The 19,558-nt window shown below is 67.8% G+C and carries 19 protein-coding genes and 5 tRNA genes; 6 read left to right on the top strand and 18 right to left on the bottom strand.

Features of this window, described 5'->3' with window-relative positions; all coding sequences use genetic code 11:
• Positions 1-32: 32 nt before the first annotated feature.
• The 3 genes from E5206_RS15225 (at position 33) to E5206_RS15215 (ending at position 2,345) form a co-directional block, all read left to right on the top strand.
• Complete coding sequence (locus tag E5206_RS15225; RefSeq protein WP_136323213.1) at positions 33-251, top strand: hypothetical protein; 219 nt, start codon at positions 33-35, stop codon at positions 249-251.
• A gap of 74 nt (positions 252-325) precedes the next feature.
• Positions 326-1,303 (top strand): aldo/keto reductase, encoded by a 978-nt coding sequence (locus tag E5206_RS15220; protein ID WP_136323212.1) that lies wholly within the window; start codon positions 326-328, stop codon positions 1,301-1,303.
• A 13-nt stretch (positions 1,304-1,316) separates the two neighbouring features.
• Complete coding sequence (locus E5206_RS15215) at positions 1,317-2,345, top strand: nucleoside hydrolase (RefSeq protein ID WP_136323211.1); 1,029 nt, start codon at positions 1,317-1,319, stop codon at positions 2,343-2,345.
• 36 nt (positions 2,346-2,381) lie between these two features.
• Here the strand turns inward: E5206_RS15215 and E5206_RS15210 are convergent, their stop codons facing one another.
• The 9 genes from E5206_RS15210 to E5206_RS15170 all read right to left on the bottom strand — a co-directional run bounded on the left by E5206_RS15210 (position 2,382) and on the right by E5206_RS15170 (position 12,643).
• A complete protein-coding gene (locus tag E5206_RS15210; RefSeq protein ID WP_136323210.1) occupies positions 2,382-4,550 on the bottom strand; it encodes a 3-hydroxyacyl-CoA dehydrogenase NAD-binding domain-containing protein in 2,169 nt (722 codons plus the stop codon).
• On the bottom strand, positions 4,547-5,764 hold the full coding sequence (locus tag E5206_RS15205; RefSeq protein WP_136324167.1) for a thiolase family protein: 1,218 nt from the start codon (positions 5,762-5,764) through the stop codon (positions 4,547-4,549). The genes E5206_RS15210 and E5206_RS15205 overlap by 4 nt, the downstream gene beginning before the upstream one ends.
• A gap of 237 nt (positions 5,765-6,001) precedes the next feature.
• Complete coding sequence (locus E5206_RS15200; protein ID WP_136323209.1) at positions 6,002-7,360, bottom strand: HRDC domain-containing protein; 1,359 nt, start codon at positions 7,358-7,360, stop codon at positions 6,002-6,004.
• 62 nt (positions 7,361-7,422) lie between these two features.
• Positions 7,423-8,085, bottom strand: coding sequence for a DUF3000 domain-containing protein (locus E5206_RS15195; RefSeq protein WP_136323208.1), 663 nt, complete (start codon positions 8,083-8,085; stop codon positions 7,423-7,425).
• Positions 8,086-8,155: 70 nt separating this feature from the next.
• Positions 8,156-9,271: a low specificity L-threonine aldolase gene (locus E5206_RS15190; protein WP_240690197.1), complete on the bottom strand. Its 1,116-nt coding sequence runs from the start codon at positions 9,269-9,271 to the stop codon at positions 8,156-8,158.
• Between the two features lie 37 nt (positions 9,272-9,308).
• A complete protein-coding gene (locus E5206_RS15185) occupies positions 9,309-10,058 on the bottom strand; it encodes an SDR family NAD(P)-dependent oxidoreductase (protein WP_136323207.1) in 750 nt (249 codons plus the stop codon).
• Positions 10,055-11,464 carry a DUF6421 family protein gene (locus tag E5206_RS15180; RefSeq protein ID WP_136323206.1) on the bottom strand — a complete coding sequence of 470 codons (1,410 nt, stop codon included), beginning with the start codon at positions 11,462-11,464 and terminating at the stop codon, positions 10,055-10,057. The genes E5206_RS15185 and E5206_RS15180 overlap by 4 nt, the downstream gene beginning before the upstream one ends.
• 188 nt (positions 11,465-11,652) lie before the next feature.
• On the bottom strand, positions 11,653-12,141 hold the full coding sequence (msrB, locus tag E5206_RS15175) for a peptide-methionine (R)-S-oxide reductase MsrB (RefSeq protein ID WP_136323205.1): 489 nt from the start codon (positions 12,139-12,141) through the stop codon (positions 11,653-11,655).
• 13 nt (positions 12,142-12,154) lie between these two features.
• A complete protein-coding gene (locus E5206_RS15170) occupies positions 12,155-12,643 on the bottom strand; it encodes a hypothetical protein (protein ID WP_136323204.1) in 489 nt (162 codons plus the stop codon).
• A gap of 192 nt (positions 12,644-12,835) precedes the next feature.
• Between E5206_RS15170 and E5206_RS15165 the strand changes: the two genes are divergently transcribed.
• Together E5206_RS15165 and E5206_RS15160 are read left to right on the top strand one after the other, a co-directional pair.
• Complete coding sequence (locus E5206_RS15165; RefSeq protein ID WP_136324165.1) at positions 12,836-14,146, top strand: alpha/beta fold hydrolase; 1,311 nt, start codon at positions 12,836-12,838, stop codon at positions 14,144-14,146.
• Positions 14,147-14,306: 160 nt separating this feature from the next.
• Positions 14,307-14,876: a YceI family protein gene (locus tag E5206_RS15160; RefSeq protein ID WP_136323203.1), complete on the top strand. Its 570-nt coding sequence runs from the start codon at positions 14,307-14,309 to the stop codon at positions 14,874-14,876.
• Positions 14,877-14,903: 27 nt separating this feature from the next.
• On the opposite strand, the gene ybaK is transcribed toward E5206_RS15160, so the two are convergent.
• The 3 genes from ybaK to E5206_RS15145 form a co-directional block, all read right to left on the bottom strand.
• A complete protein-coding gene (ybaK, locus tag E5206_RS15155) occupies positions 14,904-15,419 on the bottom strand; it encodes a Cys-tRNA(Pro) deacylase (RefSeq protein WP_136323202.1) in 516 nt (171 codons plus the stop codon).
• 16 nt (positions 15,420-15,435) lie between these two features.
• Complete coding sequence (locus E5206_RS15150) at positions 15,436-15,891, bottom strand: SufE family protein (protein WP_205759946.1); 456 nt, start codon at positions 15,889-15,891, stop codon at positions 15,436-15,438.
• Between the two features lie 187 nt (positions 15,892-16,078).
• Entirely contained in the window at positions 16,079-16,996 is a 918-nt protein-coding gene (locus E5206_RS15145; protein ID WP_136323200.1) for a sulfurtransferase, read from the bottom strand.
• A gap of 218 nt (positions 16,997-17,214) precedes the next feature.
• Here E5206_RS15145 and zapE point away from each other — a divergent pair, with 218 nt between their 5' ends.
• Positions 17,215-18,252 carry a cell division protein ZapE gene (gene zapE / locus E5206_RS15140; protein ID WP_136323199.1) on the top strand — a complete coding sequence of 346 codons (1,038 nt, stop codon included), beginning with the start codon at positions 17,215-17,217 and terminating at the stop codon, positions 18,250-18,252.
• A gap of 164 nt (positions 18,253-18,416) precedes the next feature.
• On the opposite strand, the gene E5206_RS15135 is transcribed toward zapE, so the two are convergent.
• The 6 genes from E5206_RS15135 to E5206_RS15110 form a co-directional block, all read right to left on the bottom strand.
• Positions 18,417-18,671, bottom strand: coding sequence for an antitoxin (locus E5206_RS15135; RefSeq protein ID WP_136323198.1), 255 nt, complete (start codon positions 18,669-18,671; stop codon positions 18,417-18,419).
• Positions 18,672-18,859: 188 nt separating this feature from the next.
• Positions 18,860-18,934: transfer RNA gene (locus E5206_RS15130), tRNA-Val, on the bottom strand.
• A 53-nt stretch (positions 18,935-18,987) separates the two neighbouring features.
• Positions 18,988-19,060: transfer RNA gene (locus tag E5206_RS15125), tRNA-Gly, on the bottom strand.
• Positions 19,061-19,115: 55 nt separating this feature from the next.
• A tRNA-Val gene (locus E5206_RS15120) sits at positions 19,116-19,190 on the bottom strand.
• A gap of 39 nt (positions 19,191-19,229) precedes the next feature.
• Positions 19,230-19,300, bottom strand: a tRNA-Cys gene (locus E5206_RS15115).
• 46 nt (positions 19,301-19,346) lie between these two features.
• Positions 19,347-19,419 (bottom strand) — tRNA-Gly (locus E5206_RS15110).
• Positions 19,420-19,558: the final 139 nt, after the last annotated feature.

Raw genomic sequence — 19,558 nt, 5'->3', positions numbered from 1 at the left:
AAACAGTATCCATCGATCGGAAGGCATTCCTCATGGCGAAAAAAACTGTTGAACCCGGCCGCACCCCGCTTCCGGCCGGGATCGCGGCTCCGGCCCGGCGGGCCCTCGCCCACGCCGGGGTCGAGACCCTGGAGCAGGTGGTGGAGCTTGGACTGAGGCGGCTTTCCGCAATGCACGGAATGTGCACCCGGACGCTGGCCCAACTCCAGGACGCCCTGGACGATCACGGGCTGGTGCTGCCCGCGGGTTAGCACCATCCTGGCCGGCCGGCCCCGCGGGGTCCCGGCCTGCCCGGGGTGCCGTGCGGCCGTTATAGGCTGGCTTCATGACTGAATACCGCCGCGTAGGAAATTCCGGACTGTCCGTCTCTGCCGTAGGACTCGGCTGCAACAATCTTGGCCGGTCCGGCACTGCCACCGAGTCACAGGAGGGGACGGACGCCGTCGTGCATGCGGCCCTTGACGCCGGCATCACCTTCTTCGACGTCGCCGACAACTACGGCCGGGAGCCCGGCCTCAGCGAGACCATGCTCGGCAAAGCCCTCGCCGGACGCCGCGATGACGCCGTGATCGGCACCAAGTTCGGCATGGACATGCGCGGCGCCAACGGCAGCGACTTCGGCGCCCGCGGCTCCCGCCGCTATATCATCAAGGCCGCGGAAGCCTCGCTGCGGAGGCTCGGCACTGACTGGATCGACCTCTACCAGTTCCACACGCCCGATCCGCTGACCCCCATCGAGGAAACCCTCGCGGCGCTGGACGAACTCGTGACCAGCGGCAAGGTCCGCTATATCGGCCACTCCAACCGGGCCGGCTGGCAGATCGCCGAGGCCGAATTCGTGGCCCGGGCCCGCGGCGGAGCGCGTTTCATCTCCTCCCAGAACCACTACAACCTGCTGGACCGACGTGCCGAGCTGGAGGTCACTCCCGCCGCCGAGGCCTACGGGCTGGGCGTGCTGCCGTACTTCCCGCTCGCTAACGGCCTGCTGACCGGCAAATACGCGCCCGGCAAGGCGCCCGAAGGCTCGCGCCTGAGCCACACCCGCACCAGCCTCGTCAACGACGCGGACTGGGAACAGCTGGGTGCCTTCAGCGCCTTCGCTGAGGAACGTAACCTCAACGAGATCCAGGTGGCCTTCTCCTGGCTCGCCGCGCAGCCGTCCGTCAGCAGCGTCATCGCCGGCGCCACCCGGCCGGAACAGGTCCGGCAGAACGCCGCCGCCGTAGCGTGGAAGCCCGGCGCCGCGGACCTGGCCGAGCTGGATGACATCTTCCCCCGGACTCCGAAGGTCGCCCTGTTCTAAGGGGCCCGTACTGATGCAGCCCGTCCTGATGGACGTCGACACCGGAATCGACGATGCGCTGGCCCTGGTGTACCTGCTGTCCCGGCCCGAGGTGGAGGTGCGGGCCATCACCTGCACGGCCGGGAACGTCGGGGCGCGCCAGGTGGCACTGAACAACCTGGCCCTGCTGGAGCTGTGCGGCCGGCAGGGGATCGAAGTCGCCATCGGCGTCGGGAGGCCGCTGGCGATCCCGCTCGTCACAACGGAGGAGACCCACGGGCCGCAGGGGATCGGCTACGCCGAGCTGCCGCCGCCTGCCCAGCAGGTTTCGGCGCGGCACGCCGTCGACGTCTGGGTGCAGGAGGTGCGGGCGCACCCGGGGGAGCTCACCGGGCTGATCACCGGCCCGCTGACCAACTTCGCCCTCGCCCTGCGCCGCGAACCCGAACTGCCGCGGCTGCTCAAGGGCCTGGTCATCATGGGTGGCAGCTTCTACTACCAGGGCAACACCACGCCGACGGCGGAATGGAACGTCTCGGTGGATCCGCACGCCGCCAAGGAAGTCTTCGCGGCCTACCGTGGCCTGCCCGGGGACAAGCTTCCGGTCGTCTGCGCGCTGGAATCCACCGAGCGGATCGAGATGCGGCCCGGACACCTGCGCCGCCTGGGCGAAGCAGCCGGGGCCGGACCCGAACTCGTCCTGCCCGAACAGCCCGAGGGAAAGCGCAGCACCTCGGGCAACCCGCTGGTTGCCTGCCTGTCCGACGCCATCCGGTTCTACATGGAGTTCCACCGCCGCTACGGCCAGGGCTACGTGGCGCACATGCACGACGCCTTCGCTGCCTGCGCCGCGGTGCAGCGCACCCCGTTCAGCACCCGGCTGGCCACTGTCGACGTCGAGACGGACTCCCCGCTGCTGGCCGGTACCACGGTGGCCGACTTCCGCGGCCTCTGGGGACTGCCGCCGAACGCGCGCATTGTCTCCGCGAACGATCCGGAACAGTGCTTTGACGAGCTGATCTCTTCGGTCGGCGCCCTGGCCGGGCGGCTTGGCGGCGGGTAGCCGAAGCTGGGGGCCCGGTACCCGCCGGGCGGCACGTCAGGCCCGGGCCGGCTCCGATGCAACCCCGGCCGCCAGGAATTTCCGGCCGTTGACCCGCTCCGAGGCTCCCACCCGGTCAAGGTACGGGGTGATGCCGCCGAGGAACATCGGCCAGCCGGCACCCAGGATCATGCACAGGTCGATCTCCTCCGGCCCGGCCACCACGCCTTCGTTAAGCATCAGGCCGATTTCCTCCGCAAGGGCGTCCTGCGTGCGGCGCAGGACCTCCCCGGCGGTGGACGGGGTGGTGCCGAAGGACATCAGCGCCAGGGTCCCGGCCGGGATAACGGGCTTGCCTGCCTGCTGCGACGCGGGATCCCAGATGGACTTCACGCCGTTGTCGATCAGCTTCTGCAGGTTCTGCGAGATGGTGAAGCGGTCCCCGAAGGCGGTGTGCAGGGATTCCTGGACGTGCTGGGCCACGGGCAGCCCCACCATGGCGCCGAGGACAAACGGCGTCATCGGCAGGCCCATCGGCCGCAGCGCATTGTCCGCCACCTCGGCGGGGGTGCCCTCGTCGAAGGCGGCGGTGACTTCGCCCATGAGGCGCAGCAGGAGGCGGTTGACCACGAACGCCGGAGCATCCTTGACCAGAACGGCAGACTTCTTGAGCCCCTTGGCGAGCTCGAAGGCGGTGGCCAGCACGGCGTCGTCGGTCTTCGGGGCGCGGACGATCTCCAGCAGCGGCATCACGGCCACCGGGTTGAAGAAATGGAAGCCCACCAGGCGCTCCGGGTGTTCCAGGTCCTCAGCCATGGCCGTGACCGACAGCGAGGAGGTGTTGGTGGCGAGGATGCACTCTGGGGAAACGATGGCCTCCAGTTCCTTGAAGACCTGCTTCTTGACGCCGAGCTCTTCGAAGACGGCCTCGATTACGAAGTCGGCGTCGGCGAAGACCTCCTTGGAGACCGAGCCGGTGACCAGCGCCCGGGTCCGGTTGGCAGCGTCCGCGCTGATCCGCCCCTTCGCCAGCAGCTTGTCAACCTCGGCACGGACGTAGCCCACGCCTTTGTCCACCCGGGCCTGGTCGATGTCCGTCAGCACCACGGGCACCTTGAGCTGGCGGGCGAAGAGGAGAGCCAGCTGACCGGCCATCAGGCCGGCGCCGACGACGCCGACCTTGGTCACCGGGCGGGCGAGCTTGCGGTCCGGGGCGCCGGCCGGGCGCTTGGCGCGTCGCTGCACGAGGTCCAGGAAGGCGTAGACGGTGGAGCGGAACTCGTCGGTCTGCATGAGGTCTGCGAGGGTCTCGCATTCCAGCTCTGCGGACTCCGCCTGGCCCAGGGTGCGGTTTGCTTCCATCACGTCCAGGACCTTGGCGGGGGCCGGGGAGGCGTTGGAAGTCCTGGCCTCGACGAAGGCACGGCCCTTGGCGACGGCGGCCGTCCAGCGCACGGCGACCTCCGGCTCTGCGGGGTCGACGGCATTGGCACGCCCAGGCGTCACGGCGCCGGCGATGACCTTCGCGGCCCAGGCCACGGACTGTTCCACGAAGTCCGCCGGCTCTAAGATGGCGTCCGCCACGCCCAGCTCATACGCCTGCGGACCGGTGAGGGTTCGGTTGTTGCTCAGCGGGTTTTCGATCATGACCTTGACGGCGTTTTCCGGGCCGATCAGCCGGGGCAGGATGTAGACCCCGCCCCAGCCCGGAATCAGGCCGATGAAGGCTTCCGGCAGGGCCAGCGCCCCGGCTCCGGTGGACACGGTGCGGTAGGTGGATTGCAGTGCGATCTCCAGGCCGCCGCCCAGGGCCAGTCCGTTGATGAACGCGAAGCTCGGCACGCCCAGGTTGGCCAGGGTGGCGTAGACTTCGTGGCCGAGCTGGGCCATCCAGAGGCCCTGCTCGCGGCCGCTGACCGACTTGACCGTGGACAGGTCCGCGCCGGCCACCAGGAAGTACGGCTTGCCGGTGACGCCGACGCCGGCGATCTCGCCGCGGGCGGCGCGCTCTTTCAGCCCCTCCAGGACGGTCCCAAGTTCCACGAGCGTGTTGGGCCCGAGAGTGGTGGGCTTGGAGTGGTCCAGGCCGTTGTCGAGGGTGATCAGGGCGAAGGTGCCGGGGCTCTTGCCGTCCACGGCCGGTAGCTCAATGTCCTGGACGTAGGAATGGGTGACCGTCTCGTTCGGGAAAAGCTCGGCAAGCTTGCGGAAATCGGCGGCGCTCATGCGGTGGCTCCAGTCTCGGTGGTGGTGTATTCCGTGCCGTAATCAGTGTGGTGCGGGTTCTCCCAGATCACCGTGGCGCCCATGCCCAGACCGATGCACATGGTGGTCAGCCCGAAGCGGACACTGGGGTCCTCCTCGAACTGCCGGGCCAGCTGGTTCATCAGCCGCACCCCGGAGGAGGCGAGCGGGTGTCCGACGGCGATCGCTCCGCCGTAGCGGTTGACGCGGGGGTCGCCGTCGGCGATGCCGAAGTGGTCCAGGAAGCTCAGGACCTGGACGGCGAAAGCCTCGTTGATCTCGAACAGGCCGATGTCTTCGATGCCGAGCCCGGCGTTCTTCAGGGCCTTCTCGGTGGCAGGGACCGGCCCGATGCCCATGACCTCGGGTTCGACGCCGGCGAAGGCGTAGGCCACCAGGCGCATCCTGACCGGCAGACCAAGCTCCTCGGCGGCGTCGGCGGAGGCGAGCAGGGCCGCGGTGGCGCCGTCGTTCAGTCCGGCGGCGTTACCCGCGGTGACCCGGCCGTGGGCGCGGAACGGGGTCCGCAGTCCGGCCAGGTCCTCGACGGTGGTGCCCGGGCGCGGCGGCTCGTCCACGGTGTTGACCGTCCAGCCCTGGCCCGGCTTCATCGTGGCGACCGGGACCAGGTCGGGCTGGATCTGCCCCTTGGCGTAGGCCGCGGCCAGCTTTTCCTGCGAGGCGACGGCGTAGGCGTCGGCCCGGTCCCTGGTGATCGCGGGGAAGCGGTCGTGCAGGTTCTCGGCGGTGTTGCCCATATTCAGGGCGGCCGGATCCACGATCCGTTCGGACATAAAGCGCGGGTTGGGGTCCGCGCCGGCGCCCATCGGATGGTTGCCCATATGCTCGACGCCGCCGGCAATCACGACGTCGTAGGCGCCGAAGCCGATGCCGCTCGCCGTCGTGGTCACGGCGGTCATCGCGCCGGCGCACATGCGGTCTATCGCGAAGCCGGGCACGGTCCGGGGAAGTCCGGCGAGCAGGGCGGCGGTGCGGCCGATGGTCAGGCCTTGGTCACCGGTCTGTGTGGTGGCCGCGATGGCAACCTCGTCGATCCGCCCGGCGGGCAGCGAGGGGTTGCGGCGCATCAGTTCGCGGATGCATTTGACCACGAGGTCATCGGCACGGGTGCCGGCGTAAATGCCCTTTTCTCCCGCGCGGCCGAATGGGGTGCGGACACCATCGACAAAGACGATATCGCGGACGGCGCGGAGTCCCGCGGCGCGGGGACCTGCCGTACGGGAATTCGCGCTGCTGGGCTTTCCGCTGCTGTGTTCTCCGCTTGGGCGGGCTTGGCTCACGTGGTACTCCTCCTTGGGACAGGGGTGCCGGGACCGTGGCGGTGGTGGCCAATGGCAAGGGTGATCCGGGCAACATCAATCAACATGTTACTTGTGAGTAACATAGCTGGCAAGGAGGGGTGGGGCCGATTGTCAGGGGGTGGCGCCGGGGACTGCCTCGGCTGCCGCCTTGGGCTCTTTGGCCGGAAGCGGCTGCGGGTCGAGGAAGGCCCCGGTGATCAGCGGTGCGGTGATCTCGATCTGCCATTGGCGCGCCCCAAGGTTCTGGAGCTCCTCGGCCACGCCTTCCTCGCTGAGTTCCGCCGGCGGGCGCCAGGCCACGCGGCGAAGGTAGTCAGGCGTCAGCAGGTTCTCGACCGGCAGATTCAGTTCCTCGGCCTTGGCCTGCAGCATGGGACGGGCGGTGGCCAGCCGTGCGGCGGCTTCGGGGTCCCGGTCGGCCCAGACCCGCGGGGGCGGGGGAGCGTTGGTGGCCAGGTGCAGGGGAGGCAACTCCTCCAGGTTCCTGGCCGTGCTGATGCAGCGCAGCCACCGCGGTGCTTCGCGCTGTGCCGCGCGGCCGTGGAAACCCTTGGTACCGAGCAGCTGCGGCACGGTGGTGGGCATCGCCTTGGCAGCGGCCACGAGGGCCGAATCGGGGATGAGCCGGCCCGGGGCGACGTCGCGTTTCTGGGCCAGCGAGTCGCGCTCCAGCCAGAGTTCACGGACGGCGGCCAGCTGGCGGCGGTCGCGGATCTGGTGCAGTCCGGAGGTCTTCCGCCATGGGTCGACGCGGGGCGGCGCCTGGCCGGCCTCGAGGATGGCCGCGAATTCCTGCTCGGCGAATTCGAGTTTGCCGTCGGCCAGCAGGAGTTCAATGAGTTCCTCGCGCAGCTCGGTCAGGACCTCGACGTCGAGGGCCGCGTAGCGCAGCCACGGCTCCGGGAGCGGGCGGGTGGACCAATCGGCGGCGGAGTGCTCCTTTGCCAGTCCGAAGCCCAGGAGCTGCTCGATCACGGCCGCGAGTCCCACCCGCGGCAGCCCGGCAAGGCGGGCGGCGAGTTCGGTGTCAAAGAGTTTGTCAGGCCACATGCCGAGTTCGGAGAGGCAGGGGAGGTCCTGGCTCGCGGCGTGCAGGATCCATTCCACTCCCCGCAGGGCGTCGTTGACGATCCGCAGGTCCCCGAAGGGCTCTGGATCGATCAGCCAGGTACCGGAGCCTTCGCGGCGGATCTGGACCAGGAAGGCACGCTGGCCGTAGCGGAAGCCGGAGGCGCGTTCGGCATCAACTCCGGCCGGGCCGTGGCCTGCGGCGAGGGCAGCGGCGCAGCGTTCGAGGCCAGCCTGGGTTTCGATGACGAGCGGCACTCCGTCGCGGGGGGCATCGAGGTCGATGACCTCGGGCACCAGGCTGTCGAAGCCCTCCACCGTGATGTGGGCTGTGGTGTCAGCGGCCTCTGTCTTATTTGGTACGGCGCCGGCCGTGGTGATTTCCGGATTTTGAGGGGTCATGATGACAACAGTTTACCGACACCACGGGGTCAATGACCGCGCCGGCAGCGGAACAGGCCGCCTCATGCCTGGGCCGGGGCATGGCCGGGCCGCCGCCGGCGCAGGGCGGTGACGCCCTCGGGGAGCGGGGGGAGTCCGGCGAAAGTGCACACCATGTCCGACCATGCCTCCAGATGCGAGGTGATGTCCGGGCCGGCCGGGGTCCAGGAAGCCCGGAGTTCGATGTCGATCGAGTCGGGCCTGTCGGCGAGCGTGCCGAAGCTTTCGGAAAGCACCCGTGTGGCGGTGCCCCCGGCCGAACGGTAGGGCGCCTGATGGTTCTGCAGCGCCTCCACGAGCCAGTCCCAGGCAACGGAGCCGAGCATTTCGTCGTTGCCCATTTCGGGCTCGAGCTGGGCCCTGATGTAGGTGACGATCCTGAATTCGCCGTCCCAGACGGCCGAGCCCTCGGGATCGTGGAGCAGGATGAAACGGCCGGTGGCCAGCTCCACCTCGTCGCTGCCGGAAGCCGGTTCGAAGCCCGCACCCGCCGGCCCGTGGGCGGCGCCGGATCCGGCCGCATCCCCGGGCACAATGACTTCCGCCCCCAGTGCCACGGCAAAGGGTGCAAGCCGTGAGGGCGCCGGAATCTCGTCCAGGCGCAACTCAGGGCGGCATCTCGCGTGTCGAAGAGTTCCCAGGGCAAAAAGGAAATCTGCCGGAACCTGGTCGAGTGAGTTCACAATGGAAGGTTATGCAACGCTTGGCCCGGGGCCCGGCAGGCTCGCCGCCCGCCCGGGCCCGCACCTGCCGGAGCTAGGCTCCGAGTTCGCGCCTGATGGCGGCGATGAAGGAATCAACGTCTTCCTCGGTGGTGTCGAAGGAGCACATCCAGCGGACTTCCCGCGCGGCCTCGTTCCAGTCGTAGAAGCGGAAGGACTTGCGCAGCCGCTCCGCTGCCCCGGCCGGCAGGATGGCGAAGACGCCATTGGACTCCGTCTTCTGGGTCAGCTCGACGCCGGGAATCGACTCCACCCCGGCGCGCAGCCGGGCGGCCATCGCGTTCGCGTGCGAGGCCGAACGCAGCCACAGGTCACCGTCCAGCAGGGCGATGAACTGGGCGGACATAAACCGCATCTTGGAGGCCAGCTGCATGTTCATCTTGCGCAGGTAGACCAGCCCATGCGCGGCTTCCGGGTTCAGGGCCACAACGACTTCGCCGAAGAGCAGGCCGTTCTTGGTGCCGCCGAACGACAGGATGTCCACACCGGCGTCGCGCGTGAAGGCCCGCAGCGGCACGTCCAGGTGGGCGGCCGCGTTGGCCAGGCGGGCGCCGTCCATGTGCAGCTTCATGCCCTTGGAGTGGACATGCTCAGCGATCGCCCGGACCTCCTCCGGGGCGTAGCAGGTGCCCAGTTCCGTGGTCTGGGTGATGGAGACGGCAAGCGGCTGGGCGCGGTGCTCGTCGCCCCATCCCCAGGCTTCCTGGTCGATGAGTTCAGGGGTGAGCTTGCCGTCGCCGGTGTGGACCTGGAGCAGTTTGATCCCGCCGATCCGCTCCGGCGCGCCGTTCTCGTCCATGTTGATGTGGGCCGTGGAGGCGCAGATGACCGCGCCCCAGCGCGGCAGCAGGGACTGCAGCGACAGGACGTTGGCGCCGGTGCCGTTGAAGACCGGGAAGCACTCGATCCCTTCGCCGAAGTGCTCCTCCATGAGCTGCTGCAGCCGGGCCGTGTAGTCGTCCTCGCCGTAGGAGACCTGGTGGCCCTCGTTGGCGGCTGCCAGGGCCGCCAGCACCTCGGGGTGGACACCCGAGTAGTTGTCGGAGGCGAAGCCGCGGACAGCGGGATCGTGCAGCCGCACCGCAGCACCCGCAGGGCCAGTTTCAACGGTGCTTGTTTCAGCCGTGCTTGTTTGAACCGTGCTTGTCATCGATTTGCTCACGCTTTCAGTCTAGGGAGATCCGGGCTCAGCGGCTAAGCAGCAGCCGCCGGCCGTTCAGTTCCGCCGCGGGGCTGGCGAAGAGTCCAACGGCGGCGGCCGCGAGTTCCTCCACGTCGGTGAACCCGGGGAAGGTGCGTTCGGGGGACTTCGCGCGCATCCGCGCGTCGACGAGGGCCTTCACCACAAAGATCACCGCGGCGCTGTGCTGCACCGGGTTCTCGCGATTCGGGCCTTCCTGCTGGTGGCCGGACTGCCCGCGGTGGAAGCCGTCGGCGACGGCCAGGGTCCAGGCCTCGGCGGCGGCCTTGGCTGCCACGTAGCTGGCAACTGCCGCCGTCGGCTTGCCGACGGCGGTGGAGGAGACCATCGCGAAGCGCCCGGTGTCCGAGGCCTCGAGGTCGTCGTAGAAGACCCGCGTGACGTTCCGCAGCGTCGTGATGGCGCCGCGTTCCAGGAACTCCCAGTCCTCGTCGCTTTGGTCCGTGATGCCCTTGGCCCCGCGCCAGCCGCCCACCAGGTGGATGACGCCGTCGACGCTTCCGGCCATGCCGGCGACGCTCGCCCGCAAGGCGCGGACGTCGGCCAGGCTGGCGAGGTCGCAGACGAGCGGGGTGACGCCGCTGCCGGCCTCGGCGGCGGCGGCCTCGATGCGTGGCCCGTCCGAGCCGACGGTGAAGACCGTAAAGCCGGCCTGTTGCAGGGCCCGCGCGGCGGCGATCCCCGACGGCCCGCTGCCGCCGGTGACCAGCACGTTCAAAGTGCGTCCGGCGCTCATCCGGCGTTTATGGCTGTGCTTGCAGTGCCGGCTGCCGTGCCGGTATCAGACATGCCCGTGATGCCGGCCGTGGACTCGATGACCGGCCGCATCTTCTTCTCCAGGGCCTCGTAGAACATGGAGAGCGGGAACTCGTCGTCGAGCACCTGGTCGGTGAGGCCGCGCGGCGGACCGGCCAGCGGCAGGGCGCCGGGCCCCTTGGCCCAGGCGGAAGCCGGGTTGGGGGTGACGGTGCCGGAGATCAGCTCGTAGGCGGCCAGCCAGTGGGCGGTCTTCGGGCGGTCGATCGACCGCCAGTAGAGCTCCTCGATCCGGGCGCCAAGGTCAACCACGACGTCGGCAACCTCGTCCCAGTCGATGCTGAGCTTACTGTCGGTCCAGTGCAGGACATGGTGCTGGTGCATCCAGGCGAAGAGCAACTGGCCGCCAAGGCCGTCGTAGTTGCGGACGCGGCTACCGGTGATGGCGAAGCGGAAGATCCGGTCGAAGATGACGGCGTACTGGACCAGTTTGGCGTGCCGGCGTGCCTCCGGGTCCGCTTCTTCATCCTTCTCGATTTTCACGCATTCGCGGAAGGCGGTGAGGTCGCAGCGCAGTTCCTCGAGCGAGTACAGGAAGAACGGCATGCGTTGCTTGATCATGAAGGGGTCGAAGGGCAGGTCCCCGCGCATGTGGGTGCGGTCGTGGATGAGGTCCCACATGACAAATGTTTCCTGGGTCAGCTGCTGGTTCTCGAGCAGGGAAGCGGCGTCCTCGGGAAGCTGCAGGGAGGTGATGTCCGCGGCGGCGCGGACGACGCGCCGGAAGCGGGCGGCTTCGCGGTCGGCGAAGATGGCGCCCCAGGTGAAGCTGGGGGTTTCGCGGACGGCGACCGTCTCCGGGAACAGTACGGCGGAGTTGGTGTTGTAGCCGGGTGTGAAATCCAGGAAGCGGACCGGCACGAAGAGCTTGTTGGAGTACCCGCCCTCCTCGAGGCCGGCGACGAAATCGGGCCAGATCACCTCGATCAGCACAGCCTCGACGAGCCGGCTGGTGCTCCCGTTCTGGGTGTACATCGGGAAGACGACAAGGTGCTGCAGGCCATTGACCCGGTGCTGCTGCGGCTGGAAGGCCAGCAGCGAATCCAGGAAGTCCGGCACACCGAAGCCGCCGGCGGCCCACCGGGTGAAGTCGGTGGCGAGGAGTTCCAGGTAACGGGCGTCGTGCGGAAAGGCGGGCGCCAGGGCAGTGATCGCTGCCGTGATGGTCCCGACGTATCCGGCGGCAGACTCATGGAAGGCGGGCTCCGGCACGGATCCGTCCTTGACCTGGAGTGCCTGCAGGGCGGTGGCGGCAGCCTTGAGCTGCAGCCAGTCCGGTGAGCTGGCATTGATCGGGGCCGGTGCGGTGATAGCTGTCGTGGTCATCGTCGGCATGCGCCTTTCTGGTTGCTTGGAGCGTCTACGGCGAGCGTAGCAAGCAATCAGAATCTCTAATGCAAAATTGGGTTGAGCATAAGGAAGTCTGTGGCATGTGAGGCGGGAACCATGGTCCAGCTACAGCAAGCCGACGGCTGGCTGCCGGGTACCGCGGGTGCGGTACCCGGCAGCAGGCGTCACTTCCCGCCGTCGTCCGCCGTGACGAGCCGGAGCGAGACGGAGTTGATGCAATACCGCTGGTCCGTGGGCGTACCGTAGCCCTCACCTTCGAACACATGGCCAAGGTGGGAATCGCACGCGGCACAGCGGACCTCGACGCGTTCCATCCCCAGAGTGCGGTCGTGGATGTAGCGGACGGTTCCGTCGGCCAGCGGAGCCCAGAAGGAGGGCCAGCCGCAATGCGAGTCGAACTTTTCCTTGCTGGTGAAGAGTTCGGCGCCGCAGGCCCGGCACTGGTACACACCGGAGGTGTGGCTATCCCAGTACTCACCCGTGTACGGCCGCTCGGTGCCGGCCTGGCGCAACACCCGGTATTCCTCGGCAGTCAGTTCCTGGCGCCACTGCTCGTCCGTCTTCGCGGCGGCCTGGGACGCCGGGGGGACGGGGCCGCCGGCGGACGCCGCGGCTGCGGACGTGTTCTCTGACCTCTTGCTGAAAATGCTCATAGCCTGATAACGCTCAGGAGTCCCCGATAAATCCCGAACCGGCGTAAAGATGCAGCACTGGCAGGCCCAGCTGATCCTGGGCCTTGTTGGCCCAGTCGGTGTGGAAGGTGTCGGCGACGGCATGCGGGCGGGTGATAACGACTGCCTGTCCCGCGCCGATTTCCTTGACCTTGGCGACCAGGCCATCCACGGGCCGGCCCTCGACAACTTCACCGCTGACTCCTCCGCCCAGCCCGGCCAGCGCGGTGAGCGAGACGGCGAGGGTCTCGGCGGCTTCGGCCCGCTCGGCGGCGGGATCGGGGGACTCCGTCAGTTCACGGAAGGCCTTGGCGATTTCCAGCAGGGAGAGGTTCTCCAGGAAATCCACCAGCAGGTGGCGTTCGGTGTTGGCCGGGACGAGGACCACGAGCGGTGCATCACCGCCGGCGACCAGGGTTTCAATGTTGACGCGGTCATCCGCACCAAGGGGCTCTTCTGTCAAAATGACGATTGGATCACTCATGCCCCCAGCCTAGCCTCGCGCTCCGGCCCGGGCACGATTCGGTCCCCGTACGTCTGCTCCGTGTCCGGCCGGCGGCGTCCGTGGTTTCTTCCGGATGCCGTCATCGGCCCGGAGTTCAGTAAGAATGGTGCCATGGCATCCACTCTGCGCCTCCCGCCGGACCCGCACCGCTCACCGGCCCCCAGAACGGCCATGCGCGGAACGTCCGCTCAGCCCGGAGACGGGGCCGAGATTGAGGCAGTCCTGCCCGGCAGCGCCAAATGGGCCGTGGGCGGCATCATCGGCGGAAGCGCCGCCGCCGGGCTGCTCGCCGCCGGGTCTTCCGCGCTGGCCCTGTATTTTGCCCGCCGCGTGATCACTCCCGCCCGGGTCCGCGAGGAGGACCAGGAAGTCCTGGTAGTAATCCGCGAAGGGCGCGGCCTGCACGTCATTCTTGCCGCCACCCCCGAGGCCACGGTCGAGGGCGTCTATGGTTTGTTTTTCGACGGCGGCCGGGGCCATGCCCGGATCGGCAGGATCCTTTCCTATTCGCCGGCTGAACGCACCGTCATGCGGGAGGTCGAGGCCGTGTACAGTGGCGATCTTTCGGCGGCACGCCGGGCCTGGTGGAGCGGGGCGGCCTATCCGGATCCTGCCAGCATCGGTTTTCCGGCGGAGGAGGTCCTGGTCGAGGTCGACGGCGGCATGGCGCCGGCCTGGCTGGTGCGGGCCGCACCGGTGCCCGGCACGCCGGCGCCGGACGTCTGGGCGATCATGGTGCACGGCCGCGGGGCCACCCGGCAGGAGTGCGTCCGGGCCGTGCAGACCGCCCGGCAACTGGGCATGTCCAGCCTGCTGATCTCATACCGCAACGACGGGCTGGCGCCGTCGGCGCAGGACGGACGCTATGGCCTGGGCTCCACCGAATGGCGCGACGTGGAGGCCGCCATCAGTTTTGCGCTCGGACAGGGTGCCCGCGAAGTGGTGTTGTTCGGCTGGTCCATGGGCGGCGCAATCTGCCTCCAGACCGCGGACCTCTCCCGCTACCGCCACCTGATCCGGGCGATGGTGCTGGATGCGCCGGTGATCAACTGGGTCAACGTGCTGGCGCACCACGCGGAGCTGAACCGGATCCCGTCGGCCGTGGGGCGGTACGGGCAGCTGATGCTGAGCCACCGCCTTGGCCGCCGGCTGACGGGCCTGGCCGCCCCGGTGGACCTGAAGGCGATGGACTGGGTGTCGCGGGCCGTGGAACTCCGGACACCGACGTTGATCCTGCACAGCGTGGATGACGAATACGTGCCCTATGGGCCATCCGCGGCCCTCGCCGAGAAGAACCCGGAGATGGTCACCTTCGAACCCTTCAGCCGGGCCCGGCACACCAAGGAATGGAACGTGGATCCGGAGCGCTGGGAGCGGCTGGTCACAGCCTGGCTGCGGCAGCAACTGGCGCCCCGCGCGAATCCGGGCCAGACAGGTCATGTGCCGGCAGCAGAGCCGGATCCGGAACGGCCGCTTCCGTAGCAAGACCCAGGCGGGGAGTCCCCAATATTGGGGCAATGGCGCTAGGATTGTGCCGGAATAACAACCCTTGCAGCGGTGCTAAGCGGTTGTCGGGTGAGGTAGCCATGCATCTGTTTATCCACCGGTGGTGCCCGCCCCCTCTACACAGGAGGCTGTCTGCATGGCGGAATTATCACCGGATCTTTCCGGGGAATGGCGAATCGATCCGAACCATACGCGCATCGGGTTCTCCACCCGGCACGCTATGGTCACGAAGGTCCGCGGCGCATTTAACGACGTTGAGGGTGTAATCCACGCCGACGCCGGGAATCCCGCCAATTCTTCGGTGCGGGTGACCATCAAGGTCGCCAGCATCGATACCCGCAGTGCCCAGCGCGACGAACATCTTCGCACGAACGACTTCTTTGATGCCCCGACGTATCCCGAGATCACGTTCGTGAGTTCGCGGATCGACCAGATCGAAGACGTGAATTTCATCGTCATCGGCGATCTGACCATCCGCGGCGTCACCCAGGAAATCAGCCTGCCGATCGAGTTCCTCGGGGTCGAGCGGGACCCGACCGGGCTGCTGCGTGCGGGGTTCGAAGGATCCCGCCGCATTGACCGCCAGCAGTTCGGCGTCAAGTGGAACACCGCGCTTGATTCCGGTGGTGTGCTCGTCTCGGACAAGATCACGCTTGAGTTCGAGGTTTCAGCCGTCAAGGTCGAGAAGACCCCGGGCGCCTCCTGATTCGGTGAGCCGGCCCAGATGATGCCGCTATCCGGTGGAAACGCCGTCGGTCCGGCCGGTGCCGATCCGTGCAGTGCGCGCGCCGGTGAGCCGGATCAGCTCCTCGGGGCGCAGCTCGAGGTCCAGCCCGCGGCGGCCGCCCGAGACAAGCATCGTGTCCAGCGCCAGGGCGCTCTCATCCACGACGGTGGGGGAGGACTGCCGTTGCCCAAGCGGTGAGATGCCGCCGAGCACATAGCCGGTGCGGCGCTCCGCCGTGGCCGGATCCGCCATCGCGGCCTTCTTGCACCCCAGCGCCGCCGCCATCGCCTTCAGGTCCAGGTTTCCGCTCACCGGTACGACGCCGACGGCGAGCCGGCCGTCGACGTCGACCATCAGGGTCTTGAACACCCGGGCCGGATCGATGCCGAGCACCTGGGCGGCTTCCATGCCGTAGCCGGCCGCCGCCGGATCGTGGCTGTAGGGGTGCGCGACAAAGGGAACCCCGGCCGCCGCGAGTGCCGCGGTGGCCGGGGTTCCCACGGATGCCTGTTTACGGGCCATGACGTGGATGCCCGCGTCAGGAGTGCAGCGGAAGGGCGGCCACCTTGCGCTTGATCCGGCCCAGCATCGCCGTCATGCCGCGCATGCGCAGGGGAGTGATGGCACGGGTGAGGCCCAGCAGTTCGGGCATGTCATCCGGCACGGCCAGGATCTCCTGCGCGCTGAGACCGTCGAGTCCTTCGTGCAGGACGCTGGCGAAGCCTCGGGTGGTCGGGGCTTCCGGGGGTGCCTTGAAGAAGAGCCGCACCCGCCCGGTCGCATCGCCGCCCGGCTCCGTCTCGATGGTGAGGAACAGCGGTGACTGGCATTCCACCACCTGTTCCATCAGCTCGGGGTGGTCCTTGAGCCGGTCCGGGAGTTCCGGAAGTTCACGCGAGAACTCAAGGAGCAGCTGCAGCCGTTCGGGTTCGGTTACGGCCTGGAAGTCATCGACAATTTCCGCCAGGGCGGCGGGGAGGGCAGAAGTATTCATCAGTCCCAGCTTACGCATCCGGGGCGATTGTGTCCCGGTCCGCTCCCACGCCGCCTCGGGCGCCGGCCCTAAACCGCGGGCGCCGGCCCTAAACCTCGGGCGCCGGCCCTAAACCTCGGGCGCCGGCCCTAAACCTCGGGCGCCGGCCCTAAACCTCGGGCGCCGGCCCTAAACCGCGGGCGCCCCCTTATTTGGCGGCGGGGATCGTGCCGCGTTCGGTGCCCTTGGCGATGGGGACGCGGACGGCATTGCCCCACTCGGTCCAGGAGCCGTCGTAGTTGCGCACGGTCTCGAAGCCCAGGAGGTATTTGAGGGCAAACCAGGTGTGGCTGGAACGCTCGCCGATGCGGCAGTACGCCACGACGTCGTCGCCTTCCTTGAGCCCCGCCTCGCCCAGGTAGAGTGCCTCCAGTTCGGCACGGTTCCGGTAGGTTCCGTCCCCGGCCGCAGCGCGGGCCCACGGGATCGAGGCAGCCGTAGGGATGTGGCCGCCGCGCAGGGCGCCTTCCTCCGGGTAGGCCGGCATGTGGGTGCGCTGGCCGGTGTACTCCTCGGTGGAGCGGACGTCGATCAGCGGCTTGCCGAAGTGGGCGAGGACGTCGTCCTTGAAGGCGCGGATTGGGGCGTCATTGCGCTCCACGACCGGGTAGTTGCCGGGACTGGGCACGGGCTTGACCGTCGTGAGGGGACGGCCTTCGGCGATCCACTTGTCCCGGCCGCCGTCGAGCAGCCGGACGTCCTCGTGGCCGAAGAGCTCGAAGACCCAGAGGGCGTAGGCTGCCCACCAGTTTGATTTGTCGCCGTAGATGACCACGGTGCTGTCGCGGGAGATGCCCTTGGCTGCGGCGAGGGCGGCGAACGCTGCGCCGTCGATGTAGTCGCGGGTGACGTCATCATTGAGCTCCGTGTGCCAGTCGACCTTCACCGCACCGGGGATGTGGCCGGTCTCGTAGAGCAGCACGTCCTCGTCGGATTCGAGCACCACGAGCTTGCCGCCGTCGAGCGCGCCGGCCTCGATCGCTTCGGCGAGCCATTCGGTGGACACCAGCCGCTCCGGGTGGGCGTAGGCTGCATATTTTTCGTTCTGCTCAACGGGGTAGGGCATGGGACGGCCTTTCACGGAAACGGTCAGGGGGCCGGGCCAGGGAAGGATCGAACGCGGCGCCGGGCCTGCTACAACACTAGCCACGCGCCGTCGGGAATGTCCCGCGCGGTTAACACTGGGAAATGTGGCCTTGGTCACGGGAATTCGCGTGGCTCGCAAGCGGCATCGCTATTCCCGGTATCCTTTCTGGGGACAAGAGACCAGCAGAACGGACCACCTTGGTACAGATCGAACAGCTCGCCGCCCGCACCCCGGCAGTTTCAGTGGAGGAACTCCTCAACGGGTTTTATCCATCGGCCCGGTTCGGTGAGGTTTCGTTCGCCAGCTACCGGCCGGATCCGTCACAGCCCAGCCAGGCCGCCGCGGTCAAGGCCTTGGAAGGCTTCGCGGCCGGTGTCGGCGCACGCGACGGCGACGGCCTCTTCAAGCGCCTCTTCGGCAAGAAGGACACCTCGCGGGCCGGGATCTACCTCGACGGCGGCTTCGGTGTCGGCAAGACCCACCTGCTCGCCTCGCTCTGGCACGCCGCCCCGGGGCCCAAGGCCTTCGGTACGTTTGTGGAGTACACCAACCTGGTCGGGGCGTTGTCCTTCCGCAAGACGGTCGAGGCGCTGAGCCACTACAAGCTGGTCTGCATCGACGAATTCGAACTCGACGACCCGGGCGACACCGTGCTGATGTCCCGGCTGATGCGCGAACTCGCCGACGCCGGCGTCAAGCTGGCAGCCACCTCCAACACGCTGCCGGGTTCCCTCGGCGACGGCCGCTTTGCCGCCGTCGACTTCGCGCGCGAGATCCAGGTGCTGGCGGACCAGTTCGACGTCGTCCGGATCGATGGCGAGGACTTCCGCCACCGTGGCCTCCCCGCGGCCCCGCTGCCGCTGCGCAACGAGGAACTGACGCACCACATGCAGACCGAGTTCCGCGGCAAGACCGTGGCGCGCGATGAGTTCAGCACCCTCATCGACCACCTGGCCGGTGTCCACCCCAGCCGCTACCGCCAACTCCTGGACGGCATCGAAGCCGTCGTGTGGAAAAACGTCCACACCATCACCGAGCAGGCTGTCGCCCTGCGCTTCGTGGTGCTGGCGGACCGGCTGTATGACAAGGATGTGCCGATCCTCGCCAGCGGCGTGCCGTTCGATCAGCTCTTCACCCACGAGATGATGACCGGCGGCTACATGAAGAAGTACTTCCGGGCGGTTTCGCGACTGACAGCCCTGGCCCGCGAGGGCCAAAACCACGAACCTGCCTAGGCCTTAAAAGCAACGCGGGGTCACTCCGCGCCCATCCTGATGCCCGGGATGGGCCGGAAGTGACCCCGCGTTGCTTGTCCGGGCCGCGGTTAAACGCCGAAGGCGCCGGCGCCGCCTCTCGGCGGGACCGGCACCTCGCTGACGTACCTGGGTAAGAAGCCCTGCTACCGGGGTTCCCCGGTTACAGGAGGCTCACCGGCGACGGGAGTCCCGGCGTCAGGTGCCGTATCCGGCGCGCTGTCTGCCTTGTCCACGAGGTCGGAAGCGCCCTGCTGGAGGGCATCGATCTTGTCGGCGAACTTTCCGCCGGTCTTCGAGTCGACGAAATCACCGGCCTTCTCGATGCCGTCCTTGATGGCCTGTTCGTTGCCATCAATCAGATGCTGAGCCTTGCCCTTCAGATCGTCAAGAAGTCCCACGGACACCTCCCTTCAGTCGCGGAGCCAGATCGCTCCTAGCGCTTTCTACCCTAGTCACCGTCCCTGGGCCTGCCAAGGGCGCCGGCGCGTTCCTGTCAGGGGCCCTGCGGCCCGGGGCGGGAGAAACGGGGTGGCAGCCGGCCGGCAAAAGGGCAAGAAAAAAGCAGCTCCGGGGGAGCTGCTTAGGGTGGTGGGCGATACTGGGATCGAACCAGTGACCTCTTCCGTGTCAGGGAAGCGCGCTACCGCTGCGCCAATCGCCCGCAACCGGAAGGATCCGGAGTGGAACTGGGTGAATCTCTCTAAAGAACAAGAGAGCGGACGACGAGATTCGAACTCGCGACATCCACCTTGGCAAGGTGGTGCTCTACCAGCTGAGCTACGTCCGCATATGAAGTCCAACCGGTGGGCCGGTGGTACTGCATCAAGCAAGTTTCCTTGCTTTGGTGGGCGATACTGGGATCGAACCAGTGACCTCTTCCGTGTCAGGGAAGCGCGCTACCGCTGCGCCAATCGCCCCTTGCATCCGGCCGCAACCGGAAACCAGGGTTTTCACCGAGGTGGGTACGGGATTCGAACCCGTGTATACGGCTTTGCAGGCCGCTGCCTCGCCTCTCGGCCAACCCACCGTGTAGGCAGGATTCCGAAGAACCGTTGCCGTGACAGTGTCCTGCGAGCGGACGACGAGATTCGAACTCGCGACATCCACCTTGGCAAGGTGGTGCTCTACCAGCTGAGCTACGTCCGCAGATGAAGTGCAATTCCGTACCGCATGCGGCAATTCCTCGCGTTCCAACGAGTAAGAACTCTATAGGAGGTTCAGGGAATCCACAAATCGACAGCCCGGGGCCTGGGCCCGAGGGGTCTGCTTCCTTGCTTTCTAGGGG

Source organism: Arthrobacter sp. PAMC25564, assembly GCF_004798705.1.
Taxonomy (GTDB): domain Bacteria; phylum Actinomycetota; class Actinomycetes; order Actinomycetales; family Micrococcaceae; genus Arthrobacter.
Note: the sequence above shows the minus strand (reverse complement) of the source record. Positions and strands in the feature narration are given on the sequence as shown.